Source organism: Arthrobacter pascens (assembly GCF_017052465.1).
Lineage (GTDB): Bacteria > Actinomycetota > Actinomycetes > Actinomycetales > Micrococcaceae > Arthrobacter > Arthrobacter pascens.
The window spans coordinates 453,232-478,323 of sequence record NZ_JAFHKT010000151.1 but is presented as its reverse complement, the minus strand read 5'-3'; the positions used below and the strand labels follow the sequence as shown (position 1 = coordinate 478,323).

Below are 25,092 nucleotides of genomic sequence, written 5' to 3'. Positions count from 1 at the left end.
GACAGTCACGACTATCCGTTCGAGCGGGTGTCCGCTGCCTTCATCGTGTCGATGAAGGCAGCCGCGTCCTGGGACCGTACGAGTTCAACGAGGGCGTTACGGTACTTGCTCTGCAGCTCCCCGCCAATCCAGTCATCGAGGTCGTACCCGGCCTGGCTGGCGGCGTCCTTAGGCCAGAGCTCCGCTGCGGCTTTGTCGTTGGCGGTGGGGTAGACGCTGGAAGGGACCTTCATGTTCGGAGCAATGTACCCTCCGCGCTTGGCCCAGATCGTTTGGGCATCAACCGATCCGAGGTACTCCAGGAACGCCCGGGTGGCAACAGGGTTCTTTGATTCTTTCGCGCCCACGAAGAGGTCGCCGCTGACGGCCTGGGCAGGCTTGTCAGTGCCCTCGAACGGGGGGAGAGTGAAAAAGGTGTAGTCGGTACCCGGCCTCAAGGACGGATCACACGAGGCGACGATGCCGTTCACAAACGCACCGTTGTTTGCGAACGCATTCTTTCCCTTCACCCATCCACAGGTTTCGTCGGAGAAGCCGGTGTCGAGTGCGTTTTTGGGCCAGTAGTCCCGAATCATGGTGGAAAATACGGTGACGGCCTTAGCGACATCCGCATCGTCCCAGCCGATTTCGCCCCGGGCGAGTTTATTGAACTTTTCCTCCCCAGCAACGTTTAGGAGAATGGGATCCATCCACTGAGTTGGGACCCAGACATCTTTTGCGCCGACGCTGAACGGCGCAACCCCGCTGGCCTTGTACTTGTCCAGCATGGTCGTCAGTTCAGGCCATGTGGCGGGCGGCGCTGACATACCGAGAGCCTTCGTCCGGGCGGTGGTGTGCCAGATCAGCCCGTTGACATTGCCCTTCACGTAGACCGCGTCCGTGTGATTGTCGCTGCCGGCCGCTATCGCGCGCAGCGAGTCATTGTATTCACCGTTCTTGACCCAGGTGTCCCAAATCCCGTCAACGTCCATCAAGAGGCCCTGCTGCGAGAGCTGACGGACCATCCCGGGGAGGGCAACAGCAGCGTCGGGGGGGCTTCCAGCCGCGAACTGCTGGGTCAGCACAGACTGTGTCTGGTCGAAGGGAACACTTTCCACCTTGACGGAAACGTCGGGGTATTTCGCCGAGAAGCCTTTGACCACGGCGTCGAACGCTTCTGCCTCCGGACCACTCCAGTTAGAGAGCACCCGGATGTCTCCCGACGGGGGCCCATCCGCCTTCGGCGCGTCATTGCCCGGGCTGCAGCTCGTTGTTGCCAAGCCGAGTGCGACGGTTGCGAGGAGGGCGATAGCTGAACGCCGCTTTGCCTGCCCTGTTCCTAAGTTGATCATCCGTGTCTCCAGTCAGAGGGTGTGTGATTTGTCACTGCGTAGTGACAAATATGAGTGGAGTCCGCTGCCGGTGTCAACCCCCAAGGGCTCTTTCTGTTGCTAAATCAAGGTTTGCGAGACCGACATCAGTGCAGAGTCCACCCCATCGGGGCAACAGCTCGGGCCGAAGCCTCCTGCGCCCGCGTGATCAAAAGCGGCCTGCCGCCCTATGGCAGATGTCAGTCGGCTGTGCGTACGGGTCTGCGCTTGAGCGCGCGTGGATCTTTTGGGGAGATGAGAGGGGAACTAGCTTTGGGCCACGGGAAGCCCCGTGATGGCGGAGATCAGCTCCGCCGTGTATTCACTTGCAGCGGCTGGGCTGATTCGGCCGAGAATAATATCGGCGAACATCTTCTGGAGTTGCTGGGAAACCCGATCGTAGGATGGCACGGCCGGCCGCACCACTGCCCCTTCGAGCATGGCCGAGGACTGCGCGAGGAGTGAGTCCTCCGCTGCGACACGGGAGATAACCGCCGTACGGGTCGGAATCTGTCCCGTCGATAAGGCCATGCGGGATTGGGCCTCGGAAGACACAAGCGCTTGGATCAGGTGCAGAGCGAGGTCAGGTCGTTTTGCCTGGCGGAAGATCCCGAGGGCCATACCCCCGGCGAGCGTAGCCGGACTGCCGGAGGGACCCGCAGGGGTCGGCAGGAAGCCGAATCGCTTCCATGCGCGCTCCTGGTCCAGACCCGCATTCGCCGCGAGCGCCGGTAGTTCGTAGCTGCCGCCGAAGGCAAAGACGGCCTGGCCCGTAGCCAACATTTTGATGGGCTGGTCTCTGGTGTATTCAACTGATTCCGGCCGTATGGCATCCGCAGCCACGAGCTTCTGGAGGTATTCCAACGCCTCGACCAACTGAGCCCGGTCAGGCAATACGCCGGTCGGGCCCAGGATCGCTGAACCGTTTGATGCCAACAGCGCGAGGAGACAGTATGTTGCCGCCTCGCCTGAAGCGGGACCTGCTGGAAGCACCAGCGGCGCCGTCATGCCTCCACGACTTAACGTTGCGCAGGCATCCAGCAGCTCCGCCCAGGTCTTGGGGGACCGAAGTCCGGCCTTCTGGAGAACGTTCCGGTCATACCAGAGCCCGGCCACGTCCGCTTCCAGCTGAACGGCAACCGAAGAGTCCCCAATAGTCTGCGCGACCACGAACGCCTGGGCGAAGCGCTCGCGGTACTCCTCACGAGCCCATTGGGCATCCAAGTCATCCAGCGCCCGAAAGTAGCCGGCTGCGGCGAACTCCGGCACCCATACGGAATCGACCAACGCCAGGTCGGGGGCGACGCCGCTCGCCACGGCCTGGGCGAGGTAGTCATGCAACGAGTCAAGCTCGACAACGGTGATCGACACCGTAAGGTCGGCCGGCGCCTCTGTTTGCAAGAGACGCGACCACGGCCCCTTGGGCACGACAACCGTCAGCACGCGCTTCCCCGCCTGCTTTTCAAGCCATTCCGGCGCAACGAACGTTCCGCGGCGGCGGTGTCTGATCACCACGCCGTCCGAGGCCAGTTCAGCCAGCGCGCGATGAACCGGCGTTCTACTCAAGCCGAAATGCTGACACAGCTCGGATTCAGTGGGCAGCTGCCCGTCGACTCCGTACCGTCCGTTGAGGACCATCTCCATGATGTGGGACTTCAGCTGGGCATAGACGGGAATCGGATGGCTTGGATCAACCATTGACGGTTGAACAGTCATTGTGATTCTCCCTTACGCCTCAAGTGCGCTAGCTCAGCTGGACGTTTCGTCCGGTCCAGGATCTCCTCGGTCCGCTTGTTGGACCCGCAAATCATCCCAACATCCTCTCAGTATTTTTGCATTAGCACTTGCCGCCTGGGGTGCAGAGCCTTGTGTAGCTCTGGGCGCCGGATTCTCTGGCCCTCAGAGGCTCCGGCCACGTAGGCCCGTGAACCCCTCGCCCAGAGAAATGACTTCCAACATCTCCCTTCGCAGGTAGTGATCCTTGACACATCCAGACTTTTGTCTAATGATTGAACGAAAGTTGTGCAGAGACGCACACCGAATGGAGTAGTCAATGAACGACAGATTCGCATCCACAGCCCTCCCTTCCCGCCGCAGTATGCTCCTCGCCGGCTTGGGCACGGCTTTATCAGTTCCCTTTCTGTCCGCGTGCGCCGGTTTTGATACCAGCGGAGCCGCGGCGGGGCAGGGCACTGTTGGGTTCCTTTCAACGCAGTTCACCCCAGTGGAGGAAAAGCAGCGCTACGAGCAAGTGCTGAAAAAGTTCGTCCGGGTTCCTGTTGCATACAACTCGGTCGATCCCGGAGTTTTCGCTTCAACGGTTAAATCACAGGCGGCCGCCGGAAATATCCGCACGTCGCTGCTCGGCGGATTGCACGGTGAACTCGCGCCGCTGGCAGGTTCCCTTGAAGCCGTCGACAGCATCCTCACCGATCTGTCGGGACGCGGATTCACCAAAGAGATGCTGGAGCTGACCAAGGCCGGCGGCTCTGCGTCGAAATACGTCCCTTGGATGCAGGCAACGTACGTTGTTGCCGTCAACAAGAAGGCATTGGAATGGCTCCCCTCAGGCGTGGACGTCAACGACCTGAGCTATGAGGACTACCTGGCCTGGGCAAAGGCAGCCAAACAGGGGGCAGGACGTCCAGTCTTCGGAATGCCTGCCGGACCAAAGGGGCTCCACCACCGTTTCTACCAGGGGTTCCTGCTGCCGAGTTTCACAGGAGGCCAAATCACAACGTTCCGCAGCCCGGACGCCGTCGCTGCCTGGACCTACATGCAGGAACTGTGGGACAACATGGCACCGGCGTCAACAAACTACGACGCGATGCAGGAACCGTTGAGCAGAGGCGAGGTACTCGTGGCATGGGACCACGTCGCCCGGCTCGTCAATGCGCCCGCAGACAACCCGGATGATTGGCTGATGGTTCCTGCTCCGCGCGGACCCAAGGGCCGCGGCTACATGCTCATCATCGCCGGCCTCGCCCTGCCGACCGGCGGACGGGACCGCGATCTGGCCGAACAGGTCATCCGCGGGCTGTCCGAACCGCTGACTCAAGTCGAGACGCTGCGCCAAAACGCCTTCTTCCCGGTCGTTCAAACCGAACTTCCCACAGATTTGGCGGGAGCGGTCGCACTCGAAGCGGCAGCCGTCCGGCGCCAGCAGAGATCCGCGGGCGCACTCCTGGCACTTCCGCCGGTCGGGCTGGGAACCAAGGAAGGCGAGGTGTCCCAGGTCTTCAAGAACTGCTTCCAGGAGATCTGCCTCAACAACGAGGGGATCCAGCCGGTCCTCGACCGCCAGGCCACGGAACTCAACACCATATTGAAAACACTCAATGTGCCGTGCTGGGCACCTGACCCCGTCTCCGCGAAATGCGAGGTAGCGTAATGACCGTTCAAGCGCCCGCCGCCCCCACCAAAGCCACGGTTCGGGCCCCGCGCCGACGCGTTCCCGCGGCAGTGTGGCTCATCGGACCGTCTGTCATCTTCATGATCCTCCTGCTCGGATGGCCAGTGGTCGAAGGCGTTCTGCAGGCCTTTCAGGACGAAAATGGCTTCACCCTCGACTTTGTCACCCGCATGGTGCAGGACCCTTATTTCTGGCCGGCCGTCCGCAATACGCTGCTCCTGATCGTGGTGATGATCCCGATACAGTTTGCCTTCGCCATCGGCATGGCCCTGCTGTTGCGCGCCAATCCCCGGCTGCACAAGGTCCACTTCTTTGTGTGGGCCATCCCGCTGGCGCTCAGTGACCTCGCGGCGGGCCTGGTGTGGTTGTCCATCTTCAATGACCGCGGCTACCTCAACTCCGTCTTGGCCTGGCTCGGCCTCGAAGGCAGCTCCTGGCTCGCCTACGACAACCAGACCACGATGTTCATCTGCGTTCTCATCGCCGAACTCTGGCGTGCAACATCGCTGGTCCTGGTGATCGTTGTCGCAGGCCTCCAGGGGATTCCCAAGGACTACGACGAGGCGGCCCAGGTCTTCGGAGCCACATTTTGGCAGCGCCTGCGCCACGTGACACTGCCCCTGCTGAAACCAAGCCTGCAGGTGGCCCTTATCCTCCGCACCATCCTGGCGTTCCAGACGTTTGCGGTTGCCCAGGCCCTGACGGGACAGAACTTCCCCCTTGTGGTCGGCGAAACCTACCGCTGGTACACCGGCCTGCAGAACCCCAACGTTGCAGCGGCGCTGGCCTTGGTCATCCTCGTCGTGTCAATGCTGACGTCGATCTTCTACCTGCGGGCTCTCCGCGAAAAGAACCAGGGAGGCACCCGATGACCGAAACAACCGTCGACACCGCACCGCTGAAACGGCAGAAACGCAACCGCGTTCTCCTCCAGCTCAGCTGCATCGCAATCTCGCTCTTCATGCTGATCCCGATCTACCTGATCTCCCTGGCGGCCCTGTCCACCAGGGAATCACTCAACCGCTTCCCCCTGAGCCTGCTGCCCACGAGCTTCTCGTTCGAAACGCTCGCTGCCTTCCTGGGATCCACCGGCGTTTTCGGCGCCCTGGGAAACTCCTTGATCGTCGGAGTGGGAACGCTGCTGCTCTCGGCGGTGATCGGCGTTCCCGCAGGATACGCTCTGGCGCGCTTTGCCTTCCCCGGCAAGGAACCGTACCAGCTCTTCTTGCTCTTCACCCGCGCGCTTCCCATCGTGGTGCTGTCGGTCCCCCTGGCCAGGCTTTTCCTGACAGTGGACATCTACGACACCACCTACGGCGTCATTCTGCTGCACACGGCCCTGGCGCTTCCCACCACCATCCTGATCTCGGCAAGCGTCTTTCTGGGTGTCCCCCAGGACGTCGAGGAGGCCGCCCGGGTCTTCGGCTGCAGCCCGCTCGGGGCCTTCATGAGGGTAGTGATGCCCATGGCCCTTCCCGGCATAGCCGCCGCCTCCATCTTCACCTTCGTCATGTCATGGAATGAAGTCCTGGGTGCGTCGATCCTGACCCTGGACCACCGCACACTTCCCGCGCAGGTACTGACCTCACTCGCCGACTCTCCCCTGGCCTACAGATTCGCCGGAGGATTCGCCCTCGTGATTCCTTCCATCATCTTCATCGCCCTCATGCGCAGGTACCTCACCAACATGTGGGGCTCCACCATTCGCTAGCACCGTCCCTGATTCAGAATTCATTCAAGGAGCCGATCCCATGGCTGACATCTCCATATCCAACCTCGTAAAGACCTACCCTGGCGGCACCGAGCGGGCCACCGACGACGTGTCCCTCGAAATAGCCGACGGCGACTTCACCGTCCTCCTCGGCCCCTCGGGCTGCGGAAAGACCACCCTGCTGCGCATGCTTGCAGGACTTGAGCTCCCGGACTCCGGCTCCATCTCCATTGGCGGCCGCGACGTCACCTACCTGCCCCCGAACAAACGCAACATTTCCATGGTCTTCCAGTCCTACGCCGTCTTCCCGCACCGCTCGGTCCGCTACAACATCGGCTTTGGCCTGCAGATGGCAAAAATGCCCAAGAGCGACATTGAAAAGAAGGTGCAGTGGGCGGCCGAGCTGCTGCAGCTGGGCCCCTATCTCGACAGGCTGCCGGCGCAGCTCTCCGGTGGCCAGCGCCAGCGCGTCGCAGTTGCTCGGGCCATCGTGGTAGACGCCGACGTGCTGCTCATGGACGAACCCCTGTCAAACCTGGATGCCCTCCTGCGCCTGAACTTCCGGTCCGAGCTCAAGAAAATCGTGCAGGACCTCGGCACCACAACTGTCTATGTCACTCATGACCAGAGCGAGGCGCTGTCACTGGGCGATCAGGTGGCCGTCATGCGCAAGGGACGCATCGCCCAGCTCGGCGGCCCGCTCGACGTCTACGACGCTCCGAGCGACCGCTTTGTCGGAGGGTTTATCGGTTCGCCTCCGATGAACTTCATCGACGCCGCCGTCACCGCCGACGGCGACACGCTGGTCGTCGGGGACCAGAAGCTCATGGCGCCCTCGCTGCTGAGGTCCTTCAAAGCCTCGGACATTGTGCTTGGCGTCCGGGCCGAGAACGTCGCCGTCGGAACACAGCGTTCCTCCGGCGACATCGCCGCCACAGTACTCGTCGTCGAACCGATGGGTTCCACCGTCCTGCTCACGGTCGACGTCGAAGGGCAGACACTCAAGGTCCAGGCCCCGCCGACGTTCCGCACCGCACCGCACCAGACCATCTGGCTCAGCTTCTCACCCAACACCATGCGCTTTTACGATCGCGAAACCTCAATGGCACTGGAGGCCAAATGACCGACAACAACTATGTCAGCACCGAACAGCTCCGCACCGCGGCGATCGAGGTGCTCCGAAGGAATGACCTCGGCACGATGACGAGTGCGGCACCCGACCTCTATCCGCACATGTGGAGCTGGGATGCTGCCTTCGTCGCAATCGGCCTGGCCCGGGTTGACGTGCCACGCGCCATCACCGAACTGCGAACGCTCCTCGATGCCCAGTGGTCAACCGGAATGATCCCGCACATCGTTTTCAGCGACAACGACACCGGCTATTTCCCGGGCTTTGACCGCTGGGGAACTGCCGGGGCAAAAGCGCGTCCTGCCGGCATCAAGAGCAGCGGAATCTGCCAGCCACCGGTCCACGCTATCGCCCTTCGGCACATCCTGGACCGCGGCCGGGAAAACGGAGGTGCCGACCAGGCCGCAGCCGAACAGTTCCTCCGTGAGTCCTTTGACGGCTGGCTCGCCTGGCACCGGTGGCTGGCCGATGTCCGCGACCCCGGCAGAGTCGGCCTCATCGAAATTCATCACGGCTGGGAATCAGGCTTCGATAATTCCCCGCGGTGGGACGGTCCCTACGCGGCGATCCAGCCCGGCCAGCTGGATCCATTCACCCGCCGGGACATCTTGCATGTCGCGGACGTCAGCGAACGCCCCGATGACGCAGAATACGCCAAGTACCTTTGGCTCGTTCAGCAAATGGCATCCGTCGGTTTCGACGACAAGGCCGTGCAGGACATCGTGGACTTCCGGGTCCGGGACGTGTTCTTCTCAGGAATCATGGCCGCCTCCACCTGGGTCCTGGCAGATCTGGCAGACGAGATCGGACGCCCGGAGGCCGCGGAACTGCGCGAAGTGGCCAAACGCTTCCGCGATGGTGTTGATTCAACAGTGAGCCCCGAAACGGGGCTGGCACGTGACTACGACGTTCTTGCGGACCAGTGGATCGCCACCGACACCGTCTCCGGCTTCGCGCCGCTGGTCGCCGGCGGCGATCCCAGGCTCCTCGCCCACCAGCGGGAGATCCTGCAGGGCAGCGACTGGATGGGATTCCCCGGGCTGCGGTTCGCCTTACCTCCGTCCACTTCACCGGCCAGCGCGGCGTTCCGGGCCCGCACATACTGGCGCGGACCGGTGTGGCCGTTCCTGAACCTGCTCCTCGGCTGGGCGTGCGCCCGTGACGGCCAGGATGATCTATACGAAACACTCCGGTCAGAATCTCTGCAGCAGCTGAACGACCTCGCCTTTGGGGAATACTACGAGCCGTTCACGGCAGAACCCTTGGGTAGCCTCGCGCAGGCGTGGACCGCGGCCGCCGCACTGGAATGGCTCGGATCCCCTCAAACGTCCGACACGACGCCGAGTCCCGCTCAGGCTGAAAACCGATGACAACAACGCTCATAGCCTGCGACAAGTTCAAGGGCAGCCTCACGGCCGCCGAGGTATGCGCCGCCGTCGAGGCCGGCATCCGATCAGCAAGTCCGGAAACCGAGGTGATATCGATACCAATCGCCGACGGCGGAGACGGCACCGCTGCCGCTGCCGTCAGCGCCGGCTATGAAGAAGTCACTGCAACGGTAACCGGACCCAGCGGGCAGCCCGTCACGGCATCGTTTGCTCTGGACCGTCCTGGTGGTACAGCGGTGGTCGAAATGGCCCGGGCCTCGGGTCTTCTGCGGCTCACTGACGGTGTTCCCAACCCATTGGGTGCGACGAGTTTCGGCACCGGCGAACTGGTCCAGGCTGCCCTTGATGCCGGTGCCCGCACCATTATTTTGGCTGTCGGCGGCAGTGCCTCCACAGACGGAGGCGCCGGCTTTCTTCAGGCGCTTGGAGCCGCACTGACACGCTCCGACGGTTCAGCGCTGGGACAAGGAGGAGGTGCGCTCGGCGATTTGGCCGCCGTTAACCTGGACACGCTGGATCCGAGGCTGGCCGGCTGTGAGCTAATCCTGGCCTCCGATGTGGACAATCCGCTTCTGGGCTCGCAAGGCGCTGCCGCCGTCTACGCGCCACAAAAAGGTGCCAACGAATCAGAGGTGCGCCTCCTGGAGCAAGGACTGCAGCACTACGTAGAGATGCTGCGCGCAGCGGGACTGCCACCCGGCGCCGAGAACCTCCCGGGCGCTGGCGCCGCCGGAGGTGTCGGTTTCGCCGCACAGTGCGTTCTGGGCGCTACCACGCGTGCGGGAGTCGACGTCGTCATGGACATCACCGGGTACCGTGCCGCCCTGAGCGGGTTGACCGACGGTGATCTCGTCATCACCGGTGAGGGATCCCTCGATACCCAAACCCTGAACGGCAAAGCAGTCTCAGGCATCGCCCGGGCGGCGCGGAACGCAGGTGTACCGGTCGTGGCCGTCTGCGGGCAACGGCAGCTGGCTTCGCTGGACCTTGCCCGCATCGGCGTTCGCGGAGCCTACGCCCTCACCGATCGCGAAGCCCATATAGACCGATGCATTTCCGCAGCAGCCGCCCTGTTGACGTCCGCAGCGGAAGAGCTCGCACGGGAATGGATCAAGAAATGAGCCCCGTACACCCTGCCCCGATGGTCTATCCCCCGCCCCGCACAGTCATCGGTCTGGACATCGGCGGATCCAAAACCCGCGGGATCCGAATCGTCGGCGGTAACGTCACCGACGACCGGACCGCCGGCAGCGCCAACACGCAAAACGTCAGCACTTCGACAGCAGCCCGCAACCTGGCTCACCTGCTCAGCGACCTCGGTGCGGACAACGCAGAAGCCGTTTATGTCGGCGCTGGAGGCGTGGACACGCCGGAGGACCAGGAAGCACTCCGATGCCTGATCTCACCGCATGCTCCGCAGGCACCGGTCACCATTGTCCATGACACCCGCCTGATTCTGGCCGCCGCCGGAGTCCGGACGGGTATCGCCGTCATTGCAGGCACGGGTTCGGCAGCGTGGGGCGTGAACGCCAGCGGAGCTGAAGCCAGAGCCGGAGGCTGGGGCTACCTCTTAGGAGACGAAGGCAGCGGATACTGGCTGGCACGTGAAGCCGTGCGTCACTCGCTCCACAGGGCAAACCTTGGCCTACCGGAAGACGAGCTGACAGTTGCCCTTTTGCGGCAATGCGACCTGCGATCCGCCGAGGAACTCATCAGGCAGTTTCACGGTGACACAGACAGAACCTACTGGGCGGACAAATCCCGAACCGTGTTCGAATGCGCCTCCTGGGGCGAGTTAGCAAGCCGGGCCCTGATTCAGCGGGCCGGACAACACCTCGCCGAACAAGCTCTGCAAGTCTCCAAGCGGCTCATGATCTCGGGACCGATAATACTCGGCGGAGGACTTGGCATGAACCAACCGGCACTTGCCGAGGCCTTTACCGCCCATCTGTCAGCGCAGGGAATCAAGGATGTCCGAGTCCTCGCTACGGACCCCGTCTTCGGCGTGTCTTACCTTGCGGACGGGGCCAAGGTCTAATGACCTTAACCGTCCGGCTGCATGAAGTAAGTTGAATGAGGGAACGGAAGGATTACATGTCGCAGGAAAGAATGCCTGCCAGTCATGGTGGAGCGACCTCGCACGGGCACCTGCTGGAGCTGATCCGTTCCACTGGCGGCCTGTCACGTCAACAGCTTCTGGCTGCCACCGGCATGTCCCGGGCGACACTTTATGAACGACTCGAGACTCTTCTGCGACGAGGGTTCATCTACGAAGCAGAATCCCTGCAGGCAACGGGAGGACGGCGCTCGCGCAAGATCCGGTTCGATGACAGAGGCCGGGTCGTTTTGGCCATTGCCCTTGGCCAGACCCACGCCACGGTCAGCGTCACAGACACCCGGGGCACCCCGTTGCGCTCCGTTACCACGAGCCAAGAGATCAGCGGGCCTGCGGACTCCGTCCTTTCGCCCCTGATCCAGGCGGGAAAATCACTGCTCTCCCAAGGATTCGACGAAGTCCTGACCGGCGTGGGTGTTAGCCTCCCGACTCCCGTTGAAGCGGGAACAGGCTTCGTCGCCCACGCCACCACCATCCCCGGGTGGCCGCCCGATGCCGTTGCCCGGGCAGTTAAAGATGCCTGGGACGTGCCCTTCGTCGTCGAAAATGACGCCCGTGCGGCGGCCCTCGGAGAGCGTACGAGCGACGCTGAAACCATCGTCTACGTCAAGGTGGCAACAGGTATCGGCTGTGGCATCGTCGTGGAAGGGTCAATCCTGCGCGGCGCCCGCGGAGCGGCCGGGGACATCGGACACATCCGAATGGCTGAAGATGGCCCGGTTTGTCGCTGTGGCCGGCAAGGCTGCCTCGCCGCTTACAGCTCCGGACGCGCCATCTCAGACCGCCTCTCCGACCAGGGCATAACCTATCTCCAGGCCGTCAGCGACGCTGCCCGGGCCGGCGATCCGCGTGTCGCCCCGATTATTGGTTCGGCCGCGGCCGTCCTCGGCCGCGCGCTATCCGCGACGATCACTACCCTGAATCCGGACCGCCTCGTCCTCGGCGGAATAATCGGCACCATTCCGGGCTTCGTCGACCAGGTCAGAGCCACGGTCATGGCCATCGTCGTCGAACGGATCGCCGACGGACTGACCATAGAAGCAGGTGACCCCGGCGACCAGTCCGCATCACAGGGTCTCGCAACCCTGGTCATGCGGAAGGTTTTCTCCCCGGAAGCAATCAACGCCGCGGTCAACGACTTCGCCATCGCCTAAACCCCCGATCTCTGCCCGACGTTCCAGGTGCAGACATCCCCTCGGCCCATTGTGGTTTTTCACAGGTCAGGATCCTGTGCTCCGAGGATCGTCACGAAGTACGTACCGGTCGGGCGTCGGGAACTACCAGCTCGGCTGCACCGGGCAGGGCATCGGAGAGCCCTCAACGGCATAAAACCCGTAGGCCAACGCCGACGGCGTCAAAAGAACAAACATGCTGACGGGTGCGCACGCCGCGGCGCCTCTTGGAGAATCCGTGGCTGTACCGGGCAATAGACTGAAGCCATGGCCCAGACAGGACTCTCCGCAAGCAGACGGTTCCTGCGCGGAAGGATCCGCACAGGCATAGTACGGAGCCGCAATTCGCTGGTCCCGGCCATCCAGATGACGGTCTGCGCTGTGGGCGCCTACGCGTTCGCGGAGTACGTCCTGGGGCACTCCGGTCCCCTGTTCGCCGCGACCTCATCCCTGATTGCACTGGGGTTCTCGCGTGATCCGCGGCTGCGGCGGGTGATCGAAGTGGGGCTGGGCTGCACCATCGGCATTGCCGTTGGTGACCTGCTGCTCCACTGGCTGGGCGCCGGAATCTGGCAGGCCGCCGTCGTGCTTCTGTTTTCCATCCTGCTGGCCCGCTTCCTGGACAGCGGCACCATCTTCACCACACAGCTGGGTCTGCAGTCACTCCTCGTCGTGTTGCTCCCGGCACCGCCCGGCGGGCCGTTCACCCGCAGCATCGATGCAGTGGTGGGCGGCGTATTCGCGCTGCTGGTCACCATCCTGATGCCCAAGGATCCGCGGAGGGAACCGCGGAAGGACGTCCGGAAGCTGCTGCACGAGCTGGCCGAAGTGCTCCGCGAATGCGCCTCGGCGCTGGTGGAGAGCGATTCCACGCAGGCGTGGCATGCGCTCGTCCGCGGCCGGAACTGCCAGCCGCTGGTGGACGCGATGCGGCAGTCGCTGCGGGCGTCCGGCGAGGTGGCCACGCTGGCGCCGGCCTACCGCAGGCACAGGGACGAGCTGGACCGGCTGGAGCAGTCGCTGGACTTCATCGACCTCGCACTGCGCAACAGCCGGGTCTTCGCGCGCCGGCTGACCAGTGCCATCAATCATGCGGCGCTCTCCGATGAAGCCATCGACAACATCGCCGAGGTCCTGCAGGAGACGGCGGCCGCCATCGATGAGCTCTCGCTCGGACTGGCAGAAGTCCACGACGGCGTCCGCCGCACCCACCTGCGCACGGCCCGGGCGGACCTGAGCGTGATCGCCGCCCGGCTGCATCCGCGCCTGCTGAAGGTGGAGCGGCTGGAGGGAGAAACCGTGGTGATGCTGTTCCGGCCGCTGATGGTGGACCTGCTTGAAGCAACCGGCATCGATTCCCGCGAGGCCCGCGACATCCTTCCGCCGCTGTAGCCGTCCCGCTGGTTGAGCTTGTCGAAACCCGGGGGAACATGAATGTCATACCCGCCGGATAGTGTGGAGCAATGGCTACAAAGACGTCCCGGGCCGCCAAGGCGCCGGGCTATAAGTGTGCGGAATGCGGCTGGACCACGGTCAAATGGGTGGGGCGCTGCGGCGAGTGCCAGGCATGGGGCACCGTTGAGGAAACCGGCACCGCTGTAGCACGTACGACGGCGGCCACTTCAGTTTTGGAGCCCGCCCGCCCCATCGCCGAGGTGGACGCCACCACGGCGGCTTTCCTTCCCACGGGTGTGGACGAACTCGACCGCGTCCTGGGCGGCGGAGTGGTGCCCGGCGCCGTCATCCTGCTGGCAGGGGAACCCGGCGTCGGAAAGTCCACCCTGCTGCTGGACGTTGCCGCGAAATTCGCCCGCACAGGCCAAAGCGTCCTGTACGTCACCGGCGAAGAATCCGCCGCCCAGGTCAAGCTGCGCGCCGAGCGCATTGACGCCATTGCAGACACCCTTTACCTGTCCGCCGAGACGGACCTCGGCCAGGCCCTGGGCCAGGTGGAGAAGGTCGAGCCGAAGCTTCTCGTGGTGGACTCGGTCCAGACGTTGAGCAGCGCGGACGTGGAGGGCAGCTCCGGCGGCGTGTCCCAGGTGCGCGAAGTGGCTGCCTCGATCATCGCCGCCGCCAAGCGCCGCAACATGACCACGCTGCTCGTGGGACACGTGACCAAGGACGGCTCCATTGCCGGCCCGCGGCTGCTCGAGCACCTCGTGGATGTGGTGTGCCAGTTCGAAGGCGAGCGCCATTCCCGGCTCCGGCTGCTCCGGGCAGTGAAGAACCGGTATGGGCCCACTGACGATGTGGGCTGCTTCGACCTCAACGAGGACGGCATCGTGGGCCTGGCCGATCCCAGCGGGCTCTTCGTCACCCGCACCAAGGATCCCGTGTCCGGCACCTGCATCACCGTCACCATGGAGGGCCGGCGGCCTCTGCTCGCCGAAGTGCAGTCCCTGCTGGCCGAGAGCCCCAATTCGCAGCCACGGCGGGCAACCAGCGGTCTGGACAGCTCCCGCGTGGCCATGCTGCTGGCAGTGCTGCAGCAGCGCGCCGGCTGCCTGCTGCACAAGGACGACTCGTACGTGGCCACCGTGGGAGGTGTGAAGCTGAGCGAGCCTGCGACGGACTTGGCGGTTGCCCTCGCCGTCGCGTCCGCCAAGGCCAAGAAGCCGCTGCCTCAGCGGCTGATCGCCTTTGGTGAAGTAGGGCTCGCCGGTGAGGTGCGGCCTGTTCCGGGCATCAACCAGCGCATCCAGGAGGCGCACCGGCTGGGCTTCACGCACGCCGTGGTTCCGTCCAGCCACAACGGTCCGGGCCCCATTCCGCCGGGATTCTCGGTGCGCGAGGTCGGCCACCTTGCCGAGGCGCTGAGCCTGCTGATCAGCTAGGCGGGTTCAGCGGTCCGGGGTTCCGCGGTCCCGGCTTCAGGGCCAGGGTCAGGGCTTCACGGCCGCAACTATTTGGGGGCTTCCCTTAGCTCACAGTGACATGTACCATTTCACATATCACGTGACATAGCCCACATCGACGGCCTCTTCGGTCCCCACATGGAAGATCGCTATGACCCTTTCAGAAATCGCAGACGGGAAGCTCGCGCCCCGTCTGGGCATCAAGTTAGACAACATCTCGAAGCGCTACGGCGACAACACTGTCCTTGACGACGTGTCCCTCCACGTTGAACCCGGGACGGTCACCGCACTGATAGGCCCCTCGGGAGCCGGAAAAAGCACCTTCTTGAGGTGCATCAATCTCCTTGAGCGGCCGGATTCCGGCACCATCCAGGTAGATCAGCACACGATCGAGCCAGGCAAGGACGTCAACAGCCGAGACCTTGCCGCGCTGCGCCGCACGGTGGGTATGGTGTTCCAGTCCTTCAACCTGTTTCCGCATATGTCGGCACTTAAGAACATCAGCTTCCCGCAGCAGAAGGTCCTGGGACGCAGCAAGGACGAGGCCGACGAGCGCTCGATGCAACTGCTGGAACGGGTGGGCCTGAAGGAAAAGGCGCACCAGCACCCCGGACGGTGCTCGGGCGGCCAGCAGCAGCGCATCGCGATCGCCCGGGCGCTGGCGCTCGATCCGTCCATCATGCTTTTTGACGAGCCGACGTCGGCCCTGGACCCCGAGGTGGGGCTCGAGGTCCTGGCCGTGATGCGCGAGTTGGCAGCCGACGGCATGACGATGATCGTGGTCACCCATGAAATGCAGTTTGCCCGGGACGTCTCGGACACCCTCGTGGTCATGGCGGATTGCAGGATCATCGAGCAGGGAGATCCACGCGCCATCATGAGCGATCCTCAGGAAGCCCGCACCCGCCGCTTCCTCCGGGCCGTGCTGGAGCGCTGACATGGACGCACTCTCGGCGGTCCTTCAAGGGCTCCCCATGACCATCGTGCTGACGCTGTCGGCGTTCGCCATCGGCATCGTCGGCGCCGTGCCCCTGGCGGTGGGCTTGTCGTCGTCAAACATTCTTGTGCGGCTGGCGTGCCGGCTCTTCGTGGACCTGGTCCGCGGCGTGCCGATCATCGTCTGGTTGTTCCTGCTCAAGTTCGGCATCCAGATCGGCACGTTCAAGTTCAACCCCGTCGGGGCCGCAATAGTCGGTTTGGGGGTTGTCTCCGTGGCGTATCTCGCCGAAATCTACCGCGGCGGGCTACAGGCAGTTCCGCGCGGCCAAGGCGAAGCCGCGCATGCCTTGGGCCTGACCCGCGGCACCACGTTCTACGGCGTGATGGTCCCGCAGGCCTTCCGCATTGTGTCCCCGTCCATCGCGACGTACCTGACGGGCCTGCTCAAGGACTCCTCGATCGCCTCCACGATCATCGTTGCCGAGATGGTCTTCCAGTCCCAGTCCTTCGCCCGGCAGCACCCGACAGTCGAGGGGATCCTGCCCTACATCCTGGTGGGCATCCTCTATATCGCCCTCAGCCTGCCGGTCGCCTACCTGTCCCGCAGACTCGATTCCCGCATGAGGAAGGCGGTTTACGCATGACATGGCTTACCGAATGGGCGGGCTACCTCCCGCAGATGATGTCAGGCCTGAGCGTCAGCCTCCTGATCGCAGGGGTATCAATCGTCGCCGGCTATCCCCTGGGGCTGATCCTCAGCGTCATGGTGAGCGCGAAGAACCTGGCCGTCCGCACGCTGGCGCTTGCCGTCGTCGAAATCGGCCGGGGGGCACCGGCCCTGGTGATCCTCTACCTCTTCTACTACGGACTGCCGAAGTTCGGCATCGCCTTCGAGAGCATCACGGCCGCGTGCCTGGCCCTGATCTGGAACTCGGCCGCGTACTCGTCCGAGATCATGCGGGCCGGCATCCAATCGGTGGGCCGCGGACAGCTCGAGGCGTCCAACGCCCTGGGGCTCGCCCAGCGGCACACCTTCTTCAGGGTGGTCCTTCCGCAGGGCCTGCGTTCGGCAATCCCGGGCCTGATGGGAGTGGCCATCCAGATGTTCCAAGGCACATCCCTGGCCTACGCCATCGCAGTCCCCGAACTGATGAAGTCCGCGTACAACATCGGCAGCCAGGACTTCAATTACCTGCAGATCTTCACCCTCGCCGGCCTCTGCTACGCCGCCATATCAATGCCGGCCACGTGGATCACCGTCTTCTTCGAAAAACGCCTGGCCCGCCACGCCTGACCATCAGGCCCTACCCAACGTTCCAACAGTCCCCATCTGAACACCACAGGAGCAATCATGATCAACACCCGCCTCAAGACAGCAGGACTCCTTACGGCGAGCGCACTCGCCCTCGGCCTCAGCCTCTCCGCCTGCGGAGGGACCTCGGACGCGGCCAATTCCGGGTGCACGCCCAAGCATGCCGGGATCCAGACCGTCGCCCAGGGCAAGCTCACCGTCGGAGTTATCGACATTCCGCCGTTCAGCAGTTACAACAGCGGAACGCCTTCCGGTATCGACATCGAGATCGTCAACAAGATCGCCAAGGACGAGTGCCTCGAACCCGTGTACCAGCAGGCCACGTATGCCGACGCCGTCCAGTCCATCTCCGGTGGGAACATCGACCTCGCGCTCGGAACCATTGATGCCACCGAAAAGCGACTCAAGGCGGTGGACTTCTCTGCCTCCCTGTACCTCGACGGCATGGGCATCGTCTCCAAGACCGGCGCCACTACCGTTGCGGACCTGGAGAAGATGGACAAGATCGGCACCATTGACGGATACCTCTGGGTCGAGGACCTCAAGAAGATCCTGGGCGACCGCCTGGTGACGTACCCGAGCAGCGTGGAGCTGAAGGCCGATTTCGACGCCGGGCGGCTGGATGCGGACGTCGACGCCTACGGCGTTCAGGTGCTGCAGTTCAAGGGAGCCGACGGCGTGACCGTGGCCCTGTCGAACGACAAGCCCGACCCAAGGGTCGGCGCCATCAAGAACGCCCCCGAGGCCGCCTTCCCGATCACCAAGGGAAATACCAGCCTCAAGGAAGCCCTCGACGCCGGGATCATTGCCCAGCGCGAAGACGGCACCATCACGAAGTTGCTGACGGATGCCGGACTCTCCGAAGGACTCGGCAAGGTTGCCGAGAAGCAGTACGTAGTCCCCGCCAGCTGATCCCCTAGTGAATGAGCCCAACGGATCCCGACAGGCTCGCTCGCCAGACCCTTAGCCCCTGTGCAATGTCACATGGTAAGTTGAGCTGTGAGGTACCTCACGGCCGATTCCACGGCGCCGAGCGCCCGACCGAAAGGACCACCCATCATGACCGAAACCCGAAAGCCTTGGCACGGCGTCCTCGTCGCCACCGCATTGCCGTTCAAGGATGACCTGAGCATCGACTACGACGCCTTTGCCGAGCACGTTCGCTTCCTGGCCAATGCTGGCTGCGACGGCGTCGCCCCCAACGGTTCCCTAGGCGAATATCAAACCCTGAGCGAAGAAGAACGCGCCCGCGTCATCACGACGGCGGTGGAGGTAGCGCCCGAGGGATTCACCGTCATGGCCGGCGTCGGCGCATACGGCGGCCTTCAGACCCAGAAGTGGGCCGAACAGGCCGCGGAAGCCGGAGCAGGCGCCCTCATGCTGCTTCCACCGAACGCCTACCGGGCCAACGAAGACGAAGTTGTGGAGCACTACCGCCTGGCCGCCGCAGCCGGACTCCCGGTCGTGGCCTACAACAACCCGATCGACACCAAGGTGGACCTGACACCCCGGATCATCGCCCGCCTCCACGGCGAAGGCCTGATCGTCGGCGTCAAGGAATTCACCGGTGACGTGCGCCGCGCCTACGAGATCAAGGAACTCGCCCCCGAGATGGACCTGCTCATCGGAACCGACGATACCGTCGTCGAAATGGGCCTGGCCGGAGCCGTGGGCTGGGTGGCCGGCTACCCAAACGCGATTCCGGAGTCCACCCTCGAGCTCTACCGGCTCTCAACGTCCGGCGACGTCGCAGACCTGGAGCGTGCCCGCGCCATCTACCGCGACCTGCACTCCCTGCTTCGTTGGGACAGCAAGACGGAATTTGTCCAGTCCATCAAACTGTCCATGGACGTCGTCGGCCTCCAGGGCGGGGCCTGCCGCCCGCCGCGGGGACCGCTTCCACATGACGTGCGGGACGCCGTCGTCCGCGATACCGAGGCCGCCCTCGCCAAGGGCTACAAGTAACCAGCGCCCCCATGGTCGAGCCTGTCGAGCAAGGGTCTCGACAGGCTCGACCACCGGCCCACAACCTCATGAAACAGAAGGAGTCCCATGAGAACCAGCCACATCTTCCACGCCGTGGATTCGCATACCGAAGGCATGCCGACGCGCGTGATCACCGGTGGCGTGGGGACGATCCCCGGTGCCACGATGGCGGAGCGTCGCTTGTGGTTCATGGAACACCAGGACTGGATCCGCACGCTCCTCATGACCGAGCCGCGCGGGCACGCGTCCATGAGCGGTGCCATCCTCCAGCCGCCCACCCGGCCCGATGCGGACTACGGCGTCCTTTTCATCGAAGTTTCCGGGCTGCTGCCCATGTGCGGCCACGGAACCATCGGCGTCGCGACCGTCCTGGTGGAGACGGGCATGGTGGACGTGGCCGAGCCGGTCACTACCGTGCGGCTCGACACCCCCGCCGGCCTGGTGGTGGCCGACGTGGCTGTGAAGGACGGCCACGCCGAAGCCGTGACCATCCGCAACGTTCCGTCGTTCGTGGACCGGCTGGACGCAAAGGTAGAGGTCCCGGGCCTGGGTGCCGTGTCCTATGACCTGGCGTTCGGCGGGAACTTCTATGCGATCGTGGACCTGGACAGCCTCGGCCTGCCCTTTGAGCGGAAGCGCAAGGACGAGCTCCTCAAGGCCGGACTGGCCGTCATGGACGCCATCAACGCAACGGATGAACCTGTCCACCCCGAGCGGGAGGACATCCGGGGTTGTCACCACGTCTACCTCAAGGCCCCGGGCTCCACAGCCGCGCACTCACGCCACGCCATGGCGATCCACCCCGGCTGGTTCGACCGCTCACCCTGCGGCACCGGCACGAGCGCGAGGATGGCGCAACTGCACGCACGCGGCGAACTTCCGCTCCATACCGACTTTGTCAACGAGTCCTACATCGGTTCACGTTTTATCGGTCGCCTGATCGAGGAAACGGAAGTGGCCGGGCGTCCTGCAGTCGTCCCCACGGTGACCGGGCGGGCATGGCTGACGGGAACCGCCCAATACTTCCTCGACCCCACCGACCCGTTTCCGGCAGGGTTCCTGCTGTGAGCCTTCCGTACTTTGATGCGTCCGCGGTGCGGGCGGCGGCTCCATGGATGACGGCAGTCCAGGCCCTTGAGCGCGCACTCCTGGACGGGGTGGACCCGGAAGAGGACAGCCCGCGGCTCTTCAGCCCGGCCCCGGGCGGTGAGTTCCTGCTGATGCCTGCTTCCGGCCGCCGGTACAGCGGGATCAAGGCGCTGACCGTAGCCCCAGGAAATCCCGCGCGCGGCCTGGAGAAGATCCAAGGCGTTTACGTTCTCTTCGAATCGGAAACCCTCGCGCCCGTGGCCGTGATGGATGGCACCGAACTCACGGCCATCCGTACCCCCGCCACGACGCTCCTCGCCGTCAAGCACATCCTCGCGGCGGCGCCGGGTGGTGCGCCGACGGCACCGCGCGTCGTCGTGTTCGGCGCGGGAGTCCAGGCGCTCAACCATGTCCGTGCTGCGCATGCCGTACTCCCGGGGGCGAGCCTAGCCGTCGTCGGGCGGCGCCCTGAACGCGTGCAGTCGATGATCACCAAGCTGGCCGCAGAGGGTATCCGGGTTGATCCGGCGGGCGTGACCGATGTGCCGGACGCAGACGTTGTACTCTGCACCACGTCCTCGCGTACCCCGCTGTTCGACGGCGGTCTTGTTGCTCCGGGTGCCGTGGTCGCCGCCGTGGGCCAGCACGGACTGGGCGCCCGGGAAGTCGACGCCGGCCTGGTGCTGCGGAGCGACGTCGTGGTGGAGGGACGGGCCTCCGCACTGCGTGAAGCCGGCGACCTGATACCCGCACGCAGCGCGGAGGAATGGGAAGGGATCCGTCCCGCCAACCTGCGCGACCTTGTCAGCGGCGAGCTCAAGCGCTCCCCCGGCAAGCCCTGCCTGTACGCAGGTGTGGGCATGGCCTGGGAGGACCTCGTGACTGCTGCCGTGGTGTATGAAAGAGGCACCCGATCATGAAATCCGCCCAAGGAGTGCTCACCGTGCCAACCAGTAACCAGCTTCCGATCGCCCCGCTCGGCCGCCACTACAGCCTCCGGGAGTCTGTCACCGAGTCCCTGCGCGCAGCAATCATCGCAGGCACGCTCAAGGAAGGCACGCTGTATTCCGCGCCCGCGCTTGCCACGGCCTTTGGCGTGTCGGCCACTCCTGTCCGCGAGGCGATGATGGACCTGACACGCGAAGGCCTGGTGGAGACCGTGAAGAACAAAGGCTTCCGCATCACAGGCATGAGCGACCGCGAGCTGGACGAAATCACGGAGATCCGCTTGCTCCTTGAACCGCCTGTCGTCGGTAACGTTGCGGGAACCGTCCCGCCGGCGGGCATCAAGATACTGCGCTCCCTGGCGGACGCCATTGTGGATGCAGCGCGCGGAGGGGACCTCACCGCATACCTGGCCGCAGACCGCGAGTTCCATGCAGAGCTGCTGCGCCATTCAGGCAACGGCCAGCTTGTTGCACTGGCCACTGAGCTGCGGGTACGGACCCGCCTGTACGGCCTGAAGATCCTGAGCGACAGCAACCGCCTCGCTGACTCGGCCCAGGAACACCATGAACTGCTCGACCTCATCGAGTCCGGAGACGGCCCCGCCGCGCGGGACTTCATGCGCCGCCACATCGGCCACGCCCGCGGCCTGTGGGCCACCGGCGAGAACGAGACACCGCAGGAGCACCAGACATGAATCAAACGAGTGACGTGATCATCATCGGCGCCGGGGTTATCGGCGCCGCAACCGCCTACTTCGCAACCCAGCAAGGCCTGACGGTGACTGTCCTCGACAAGGGACTACCCGCCAGCGGCACATCCTCAGCGTGTGAAGGGAACATCCTCGTCTCGGACAAGGAACTCGGGCCCGAACTCGAACTCACACGATACTCACTCGGCGTCTGGCACGGGGACCTGGCCGAGCACAAGAAGCTCTGGGAGTTCGAGTCCAAAGGCGGGATCATCGTGGCATCCCGGGAAAGCAGCCTCACGTCGCTGGAGCGTGTGATGGCCGCGCAGGCCAGCTATGGGGTGGTCGTGGAGAAGCTGGATCCCGATGCCCTGCGGCAGGCCGAACCAAACATCACGCCTGACGCCCTGGGCGGGGCGAGCTATCCGGAGGACTGCCAGGTTCAGCCAATGCTCGTCGCGGCCCATCTCGTCAGGCTGGCAACCGAAGCGGGCGCCCGATTTGTCGCTGACACGGCCGTCACCGGGTTCCTCCGCGCCGGCAAGCGCGTCACGGGTGTGACCACAACCCGTGGAGACTTCGCGGCAGGCGCCGTTGTGAACTGTACGGGCACCTGGGCGGGCGAACTCGCGGCGCTGGCCGGGGTGGATGTTCCGGTCCTCCCCCGGCGTGGCTTCGTGATGGTGACGGAGCCGCTGCCCCCGATGGTCCACCACAAGGTCTATGCGGCCGAATACATCGACAACGTCGGAAGCTCCGACGCCGGCCTGCAGGCCTCGCCAGTGGTCGAAGGCACCCCCAGCGGGTCCATCCTCATCGGTTCAACGCGGGAACGCGTCGGCTTTGACCGCACGGTGAGCATTGATGCGCTGCGCCTGCTGGCCCAAAACGCCACGGCGCTGTTCCCTTTCCTGGCCGAAGTCAAGGCGATCCGGCACTATCACGGCTTCCGGCCCTACTGCCCGGACCACCTTCCGGTGATTGGCCACGACGAGCGTGCCCCAGGGCTCTGGCATGCAGCCGGACACGAGGGCGCAGGCATCGGCCTGTCCGCCGGGACTGGAAAGCTCCTGGCCCAAGCACTTGCCGGCATGACGCCGGACCTTGATGTTTCCCCGTTCACTCCTGCCCGTTTCGGCGAGCAGGCCCGGAACACCTCACACAGAGAGGAGGCCACCGCATGAGCACCAAGGCACAACGAGGTGCTGGCGGCCCCGCCGCAGCAGAACAGCCGGGGAGCCCACAGGAAACTGTCACCATCAGCTTCGACGGGCGCCCGCTCACGGCGGCACCCGGCCAAAGCATCGGATCCGCCTTGGTCGCCCAAGGCATCGTGGCCTGGCGAAGCACGCGCAAAGGAGCGCGACCCCGCGGACTGTTCTGCGGCATCGGTATTTGCTTCGACTGCCTTTTAACGGTCGACGGCGCTACCAACCAGCGCGCCTGCCTCGTCGAGGTGTGCGAAGGCATGCAGATTGAGGGCTCTTGCACGCCGGACGACGGGAGCAGGGCATGAACGACACCACGACAGGCCGAACCGAGCGGGCCGACGTCGCCATCGTGGGGGCCGGACCGGCCGGGCTTGCCGCGGCGGTGGCCGCCGCGGAGTCCGGAGCCGCCGTCGTACTCGTGGACGCCGCGGCCCAGCCGGGCGGCCAGTTCTGGCGGCACCGCCCCGAGGGCATCGTGCAAGAGCGGGACGGGCGGGGGCACCACGGCTGGAAGACCTACCTGGACCTGCGCGCACGTTTCGACGCCGGACGCGAACGCGGGCAGATCACCTACCTTCCCGGCCTGCAGGTCTGGATGGCGGAAAAGGACGACGCCGGCTTCACCCTGCGCACAACGCCCACCGTAGCTGGGCCTGTCGGCGGGCCGGCCGTCGCCGCGCGCCGCCTGATTCTGTCCCCAGGAGGCTATGACCGCCAGCTGCCCGTCCCGGGCTGGGACCTGCCGGGCGTCATGGCCGCCGGCGGCATCCAGGCCTTCCTCAAAGGCAACGGGTCCTTGCCCGGGCGGCGCTTCGTCATCGCAGGCACAGGACCGTTCCTGCTGCCGGTCGCCGCCGGTATCGCCGAGGCCGGCGGGCAGGTCGTGGCAGTGCTTGAGTCATCATCCCCGGCCGCCTGGCTTCCGCACCTTGGCGCGGCCGCGGGCGTGCCGGAGAAGGCGCTCGAGGGTGCGGAGTACGCTGCCGTGTTCGCCCGGCACAGAATCCCCTACCGCACCCGCAATGTTGTCACCGAAGTCCTTGGATCCGGCTCCCGCGGCAGCAGCCGGGTCACCGCCGTGCGCAGTGCCAAGGTCGACGCCAAGGGCAAGGTCCGGCCCGGCACTGAACGCGGGTACGCGGACGTGGACGTGGTGGGCTTCGGCTGGGGCTTCACGCCCCAAATGGAGCTGCCCCTCTCCCTCGGAGCCGAGACCCGCCTGGATGCTGACGGTTCCCTCGTGGGCGTCGTCAATGAGCGCCAGGAATCCAGCGTTCCCGGGCTGTTCCTCGCAGGGGAGGTGACCGGCGTCGGCGGCGCAAAGCTTGCCGTCCTGGAGGGCCTGGCGGCAGGCGCTGCGGCGGCCGTCAGGGACGACGCAGCCCGTGCGGCTCCGGGCCTCCACGCCATGGCGCGGCACCGGCGCTTCGCCGAGGCCATGCACCGCGCCCATCCGGTGCCGGCCGGCTGGCAGGAATGGCTCACTCCTGCCACCGTGGTGTGCCGCTGCGAGGAAGTTACGGCAGGCCAGATCACGGAAGCCCGGGAGATGCTGGAAGCCCGGGACGCGCGGACCATCAAATCCTTCACCCGCGCCGGAATGGGCTGGTGCCAGGGACGGGTCTGCGGATTTGCGGCGGCCTGCCTTGGCCAGGGGCCGGCAGCCCCGCCCAGCGCCGAATCGCTGTCCAGTGCAGCCAGGCGCCCCCTTGCCGCGCCTGTTGGCATCGGCGAACTGGCCGCCCTCGAACCCTCAGACAGCTAAAGAACTTCCTGACCACTGA

23 protein-coding genes are annotated in these 25,092 nt (G+C 64.7%); 21 read left to right on the top strand and 2 right to left on the bottom strand.

The genetic code is table 11. The features are described from left to right. Window positions 1-11 precede the first annotated feature (11 nt). Window positions 12-1,187 (bottom strand): extracellular solute-binding protein, encoded by a 1,176-nt coding sequence (locus tag JYA52_RS20380; protein WP_205655180.1) that lies wholly within the window; start codon window positions 1,185-1,187, stop codon window positions 12-14. Between the two features lie 429 nt (window positions 1,188-1,616). Next, complete coding sequence (locus tag JYA52_RS20375) at window positions 1,617-3,065, bottom strand: extracellular solute-binding protein (protein ID WP_205655179.1); 1,449 nt, start codon at window positions 3,063-3,065, stop codon at window positions 1,617-1,619. A gap of 337 nt (window positions 3,066-3,402) precedes the next feature. Between JYA52_RS20375 and JYA52_RS20370 the strand changes: the two genes are divergently transcribed. The 21 genes from JYA52_RS20370 to JYA52_RS20270 all read left to right on the top strand — a co-directional run bounded on the left by JYA52_RS20370 (window position 3,403) and on the right by JYA52_RS20270 (window position 25,073). After that, window positions 3,403-4,740, top strand: a complete 1,338-nt coding sequence (locus JYA52_RS20370; protein ID WP_205655178.1) for an ABC transporter substrate-binding protein — start codon at window positions 3,403-3,405, stop codon at window positions 4,738-4,740. Next, the gene (locus tag JYA52_RS20365; RefSeq protein ID WP_205655177.1) at window positions 4,740-5,633 is read left to right on the top strand and encodes a carbohydrate ABC transporter permease; all 894 of its coding nucleotides are present in this window, start codon (window positions 4,740-4,742) and stop codon (window positions 5,631-5,633) included. Before JYA52_RS20370 ends, JYA52_RS20365 begins: the two co-directional genes overlap by 1 nt. Beyond that, on the top strand, window positions 5,630-6,472 hold the full coding sequence (locus JYA52_RS20360; protein WP_205655176.1) for a carbohydrate ABC transporter permease: 843 nt from the start codon (window positions 5,630-5,632) through the stop codon (window positions 6,470-6,472). The genes JYA52_RS20365 and JYA52_RS20360 overlap by 4 nt, the downstream gene beginning before the upstream one ends. A 40-nt stretch (window positions 6,473-6,512) precedes the next feature. Beyond that, window positions 6,513-7,595 carry an ABC transporter ATP-binding protein gene (locus JYA52_RS20355; RefSeq protein ID WP_205655175.1) on the top strand — a complete coding sequence of 361 codons (1,083 nt, stop codon included), beginning with the start codon at window positions 6,513-6,515 and terminating at the stop codon, window positions 7,593-7,595. Then, the gene (ggh, locus tag JYA52_RS20350; RefSeq protein ID WP_205655174.1) at window positions 7,592-8,971 is read left to right on the top strand and encodes a glucosylglycerate hydrolase; all 1,380 of its coding nucleotides are present in this window, start codon (window positions 7,592-7,594) and stop codon (window positions 8,969-8,971) included. Before JYA52_RS20355 ends, ggh begins: the two co-directional genes overlap by 4 nt. Continuing rightward, a complete protein-coding gene (locus JYA52_RS20345) occupies window positions 8,968-10,110 on the top strand; it encodes a glycerate kinase (protein ID WP_205655173.1) in 1,143 nt (380 codons plus the stop codon). Before ggh ends, JYA52_RS20345 begins: the two co-directional genes overlap by 4 nt. Further along, window positions 10,107-11,027 (top strand): N-acetylglucosamine kinase, encoded by a 921-nt coding sequence (locus JYA52_RS20340; protein WP_240460562.1) that lies wholly within the window; start codon window positions 10,107-10,109, stop codon window positions 11,025-11,027. The genes JYA52_RS20345 and JYA52_RS20340 overlap by 4 nt, the downstream gene beginning before the upstream one ends. Before the next feature lie 56 nt (window positions 11,028-11,083). Further along, window positions 11,084-12,259 carry an ROK family transcriptional regulator gene (locus JYA52_RS20335; RefSeq protein WP_205655171.1) on the top strand — a complete coding sequence of 392 codons (1,176 nt, stop codon included), beginning with the start codon at window positions 11,084-11,086 and terminating at the stop codon, window positions 12,257-12,259. Window positions 12,260-12,544: 285 nt separating this feature from the next. Then, window positions 12,545-13,669 (top strand): FUSC family protein, encoded by a 1,125-nt coding sequence (locus JYA52_RS20330; RefSeq protein WP_205655170.1) that lies wholly within the window; start codon window positions 12,545-12,547, stop codon window positions 13,667-13,669. Between the two features lie 71 nt (window positions 13,670-13,740). Further along, window positions 13,741-15,114 carry a DNA repair protein RadA gene (gene radA / locus JYA52_RS20325; RefSeq protein WP_205655169.1) on the top strand — a complete coding sequence of 458 codons (1,374 nt, stop codon included), beginning with the start codon at window positions 13,741-13,743 and terminating at the stop codon, window positions 15,112-15,114. Window positions 15,115-15,286: 172 nt separating this feature from the next. Beyond that, the gene (locus JYA52_RS20320) at window positions 15,287-16,072 is read left to right on the top strand and encodes an amino acid ABC transporter ATP-binding protein (RefSeq protein ID WP_205655168.1); all 786 of its coding nucleotides are present in this window, start codon (window positions 15,287-15,289) and stop codon (window positions 16,070-16,072) included. A 1-nt stretch (window position 16,073) separates the two neighbouring features. Further along, the gene (locus tag JYA52_RS20315) at window positions 16,074-16,718 is read left to right on the top strand and encodes an amino acid ABC transporter permease (RefSeq protein WP_205655167.1); all 645 of its coding nucleotides are present in this window, start codon (window positions 16,074-16,076) and stop codon (window positions 16,716-16,718) included. Next, a complete protein-coding gene (locus JYA52_RS20310) occupies window positions 16,715-17,368 on the top strand; it encodes an amino acid ABC transporter permease (protein ID WP_205655166.1) in 654 nt (217 codons plus the stop codon). The genes JYA52_RS20315 and JYA52_RS20310 overlap by 4 nt, the downstream gene beginning before the upstream one ends. A gap of 57 nt (window positions 17,369-17,425) precedes the next feature. Beyond that, a complete protein-coding gene (locus tag JYA52_RS20305) occupies window positions 17,426-18,298 on the top strand; it encodes a substrate-binding periplasmic protein (RefSeq protein WP_205655165.1) in 873 nt (290 codons plus the stop codon). A 147-nt stretch (window positions 18,299-18,445) separates the two neighbouring features. Then, entirely contained in the window at window positions 18,446-19,351 is a 906-nt protein-coding gene (locus JYA52_RS20300) for a dihydrodipicolinate synthase family protein (RefSeq protein ID WP_205655164.1), read from the top strand. Window positions 19,352-19,438: 87 nt separating this feature from the next. Continuing rightward, the gene (locus JYA52_RS20295) at window positions 19,439-20,440 is read left to right on the top strand and encodes a proline racemase family protein (protein WP_205655163.1); all 1,002 of its coding nucleotides are present in this window, start codon (window positions 19,439-19,441) and stop codon (window positions 20,438-20,440) included. Next, window positions 20,437-21,381, top strand: coding sequence for an ornithine cyclodeaminase family protein (locus JYA52_RS20290; RefSeq protein ID WP_205655162.1), 945 nt, complete (start codon window positions 20,437-20,439; stop codon window positions 21,379-21,381). Before JYA52_RS20295 ends, JYA52_RS20290 begins: the two co-directional genes overlap by 4 nt. Window positions 21,382-21,404: 23 nt before the next feature. Next, entirely contained in the window at window positions 21,405-22,103 is a 699-nt protein-coding gene (locus JYA52_RS20285; RefSeq protein WP_307869472.1) for a GntR family transcriptional regulator, read from the top strand. Beyond that, on the top strand, window positions 22,100-23,281 hold the full coding sequence (locus tag JYA52_RS20280) for an NAD(P)/FAD-dependent oxidoreductase (RefSeq protein ID WP_205655160.1): 1,182 nt from the start codon (window positions 22,100-22,102) through the stop codon (window positions 23,279-23,281). The genes JYA52_RS20285 and JYA52_RS20280 overlap by 4 nt, the downstream gene beginning before the upstream one ends. Further along, window positions 23,278-23,613 (top strand): (2Fe-2S)-binding protein, encoded by a 336-nt coding sequence (locus tag JYA52_RS20275; RefSeq protein ID WP_205655159.1) that lies wholly within the window; start codon window positions 23,278-23,280, stop codon window positions 23,611-23,613. The genes JYA52_RS20280 and JYA52_RS20275 overlap by 4 nt, the downstream gene beginning before the upstream one ends. Next, window positions 23,610-25,073 carry an FAD/NAD(P)-dependent oxidoreductase gene (locus JYA52_RS20270; protein WP_205655158.1) on the top strand — a complete coding sequence of 488 codons (1,464 nt, stop codon included), beginning with the start codon at window positions 23,610-23,612 and terminating at the stop codon, window positions 25,071-25,073. The genes JYA52_RS20275 and JYA52_RS20270 overlap by 4 nt, the downstream gene beginning before the upstream one ends. The last annotated feature ends 19 nt before the right edge of the window (window positions 25,074-25,092 follow it).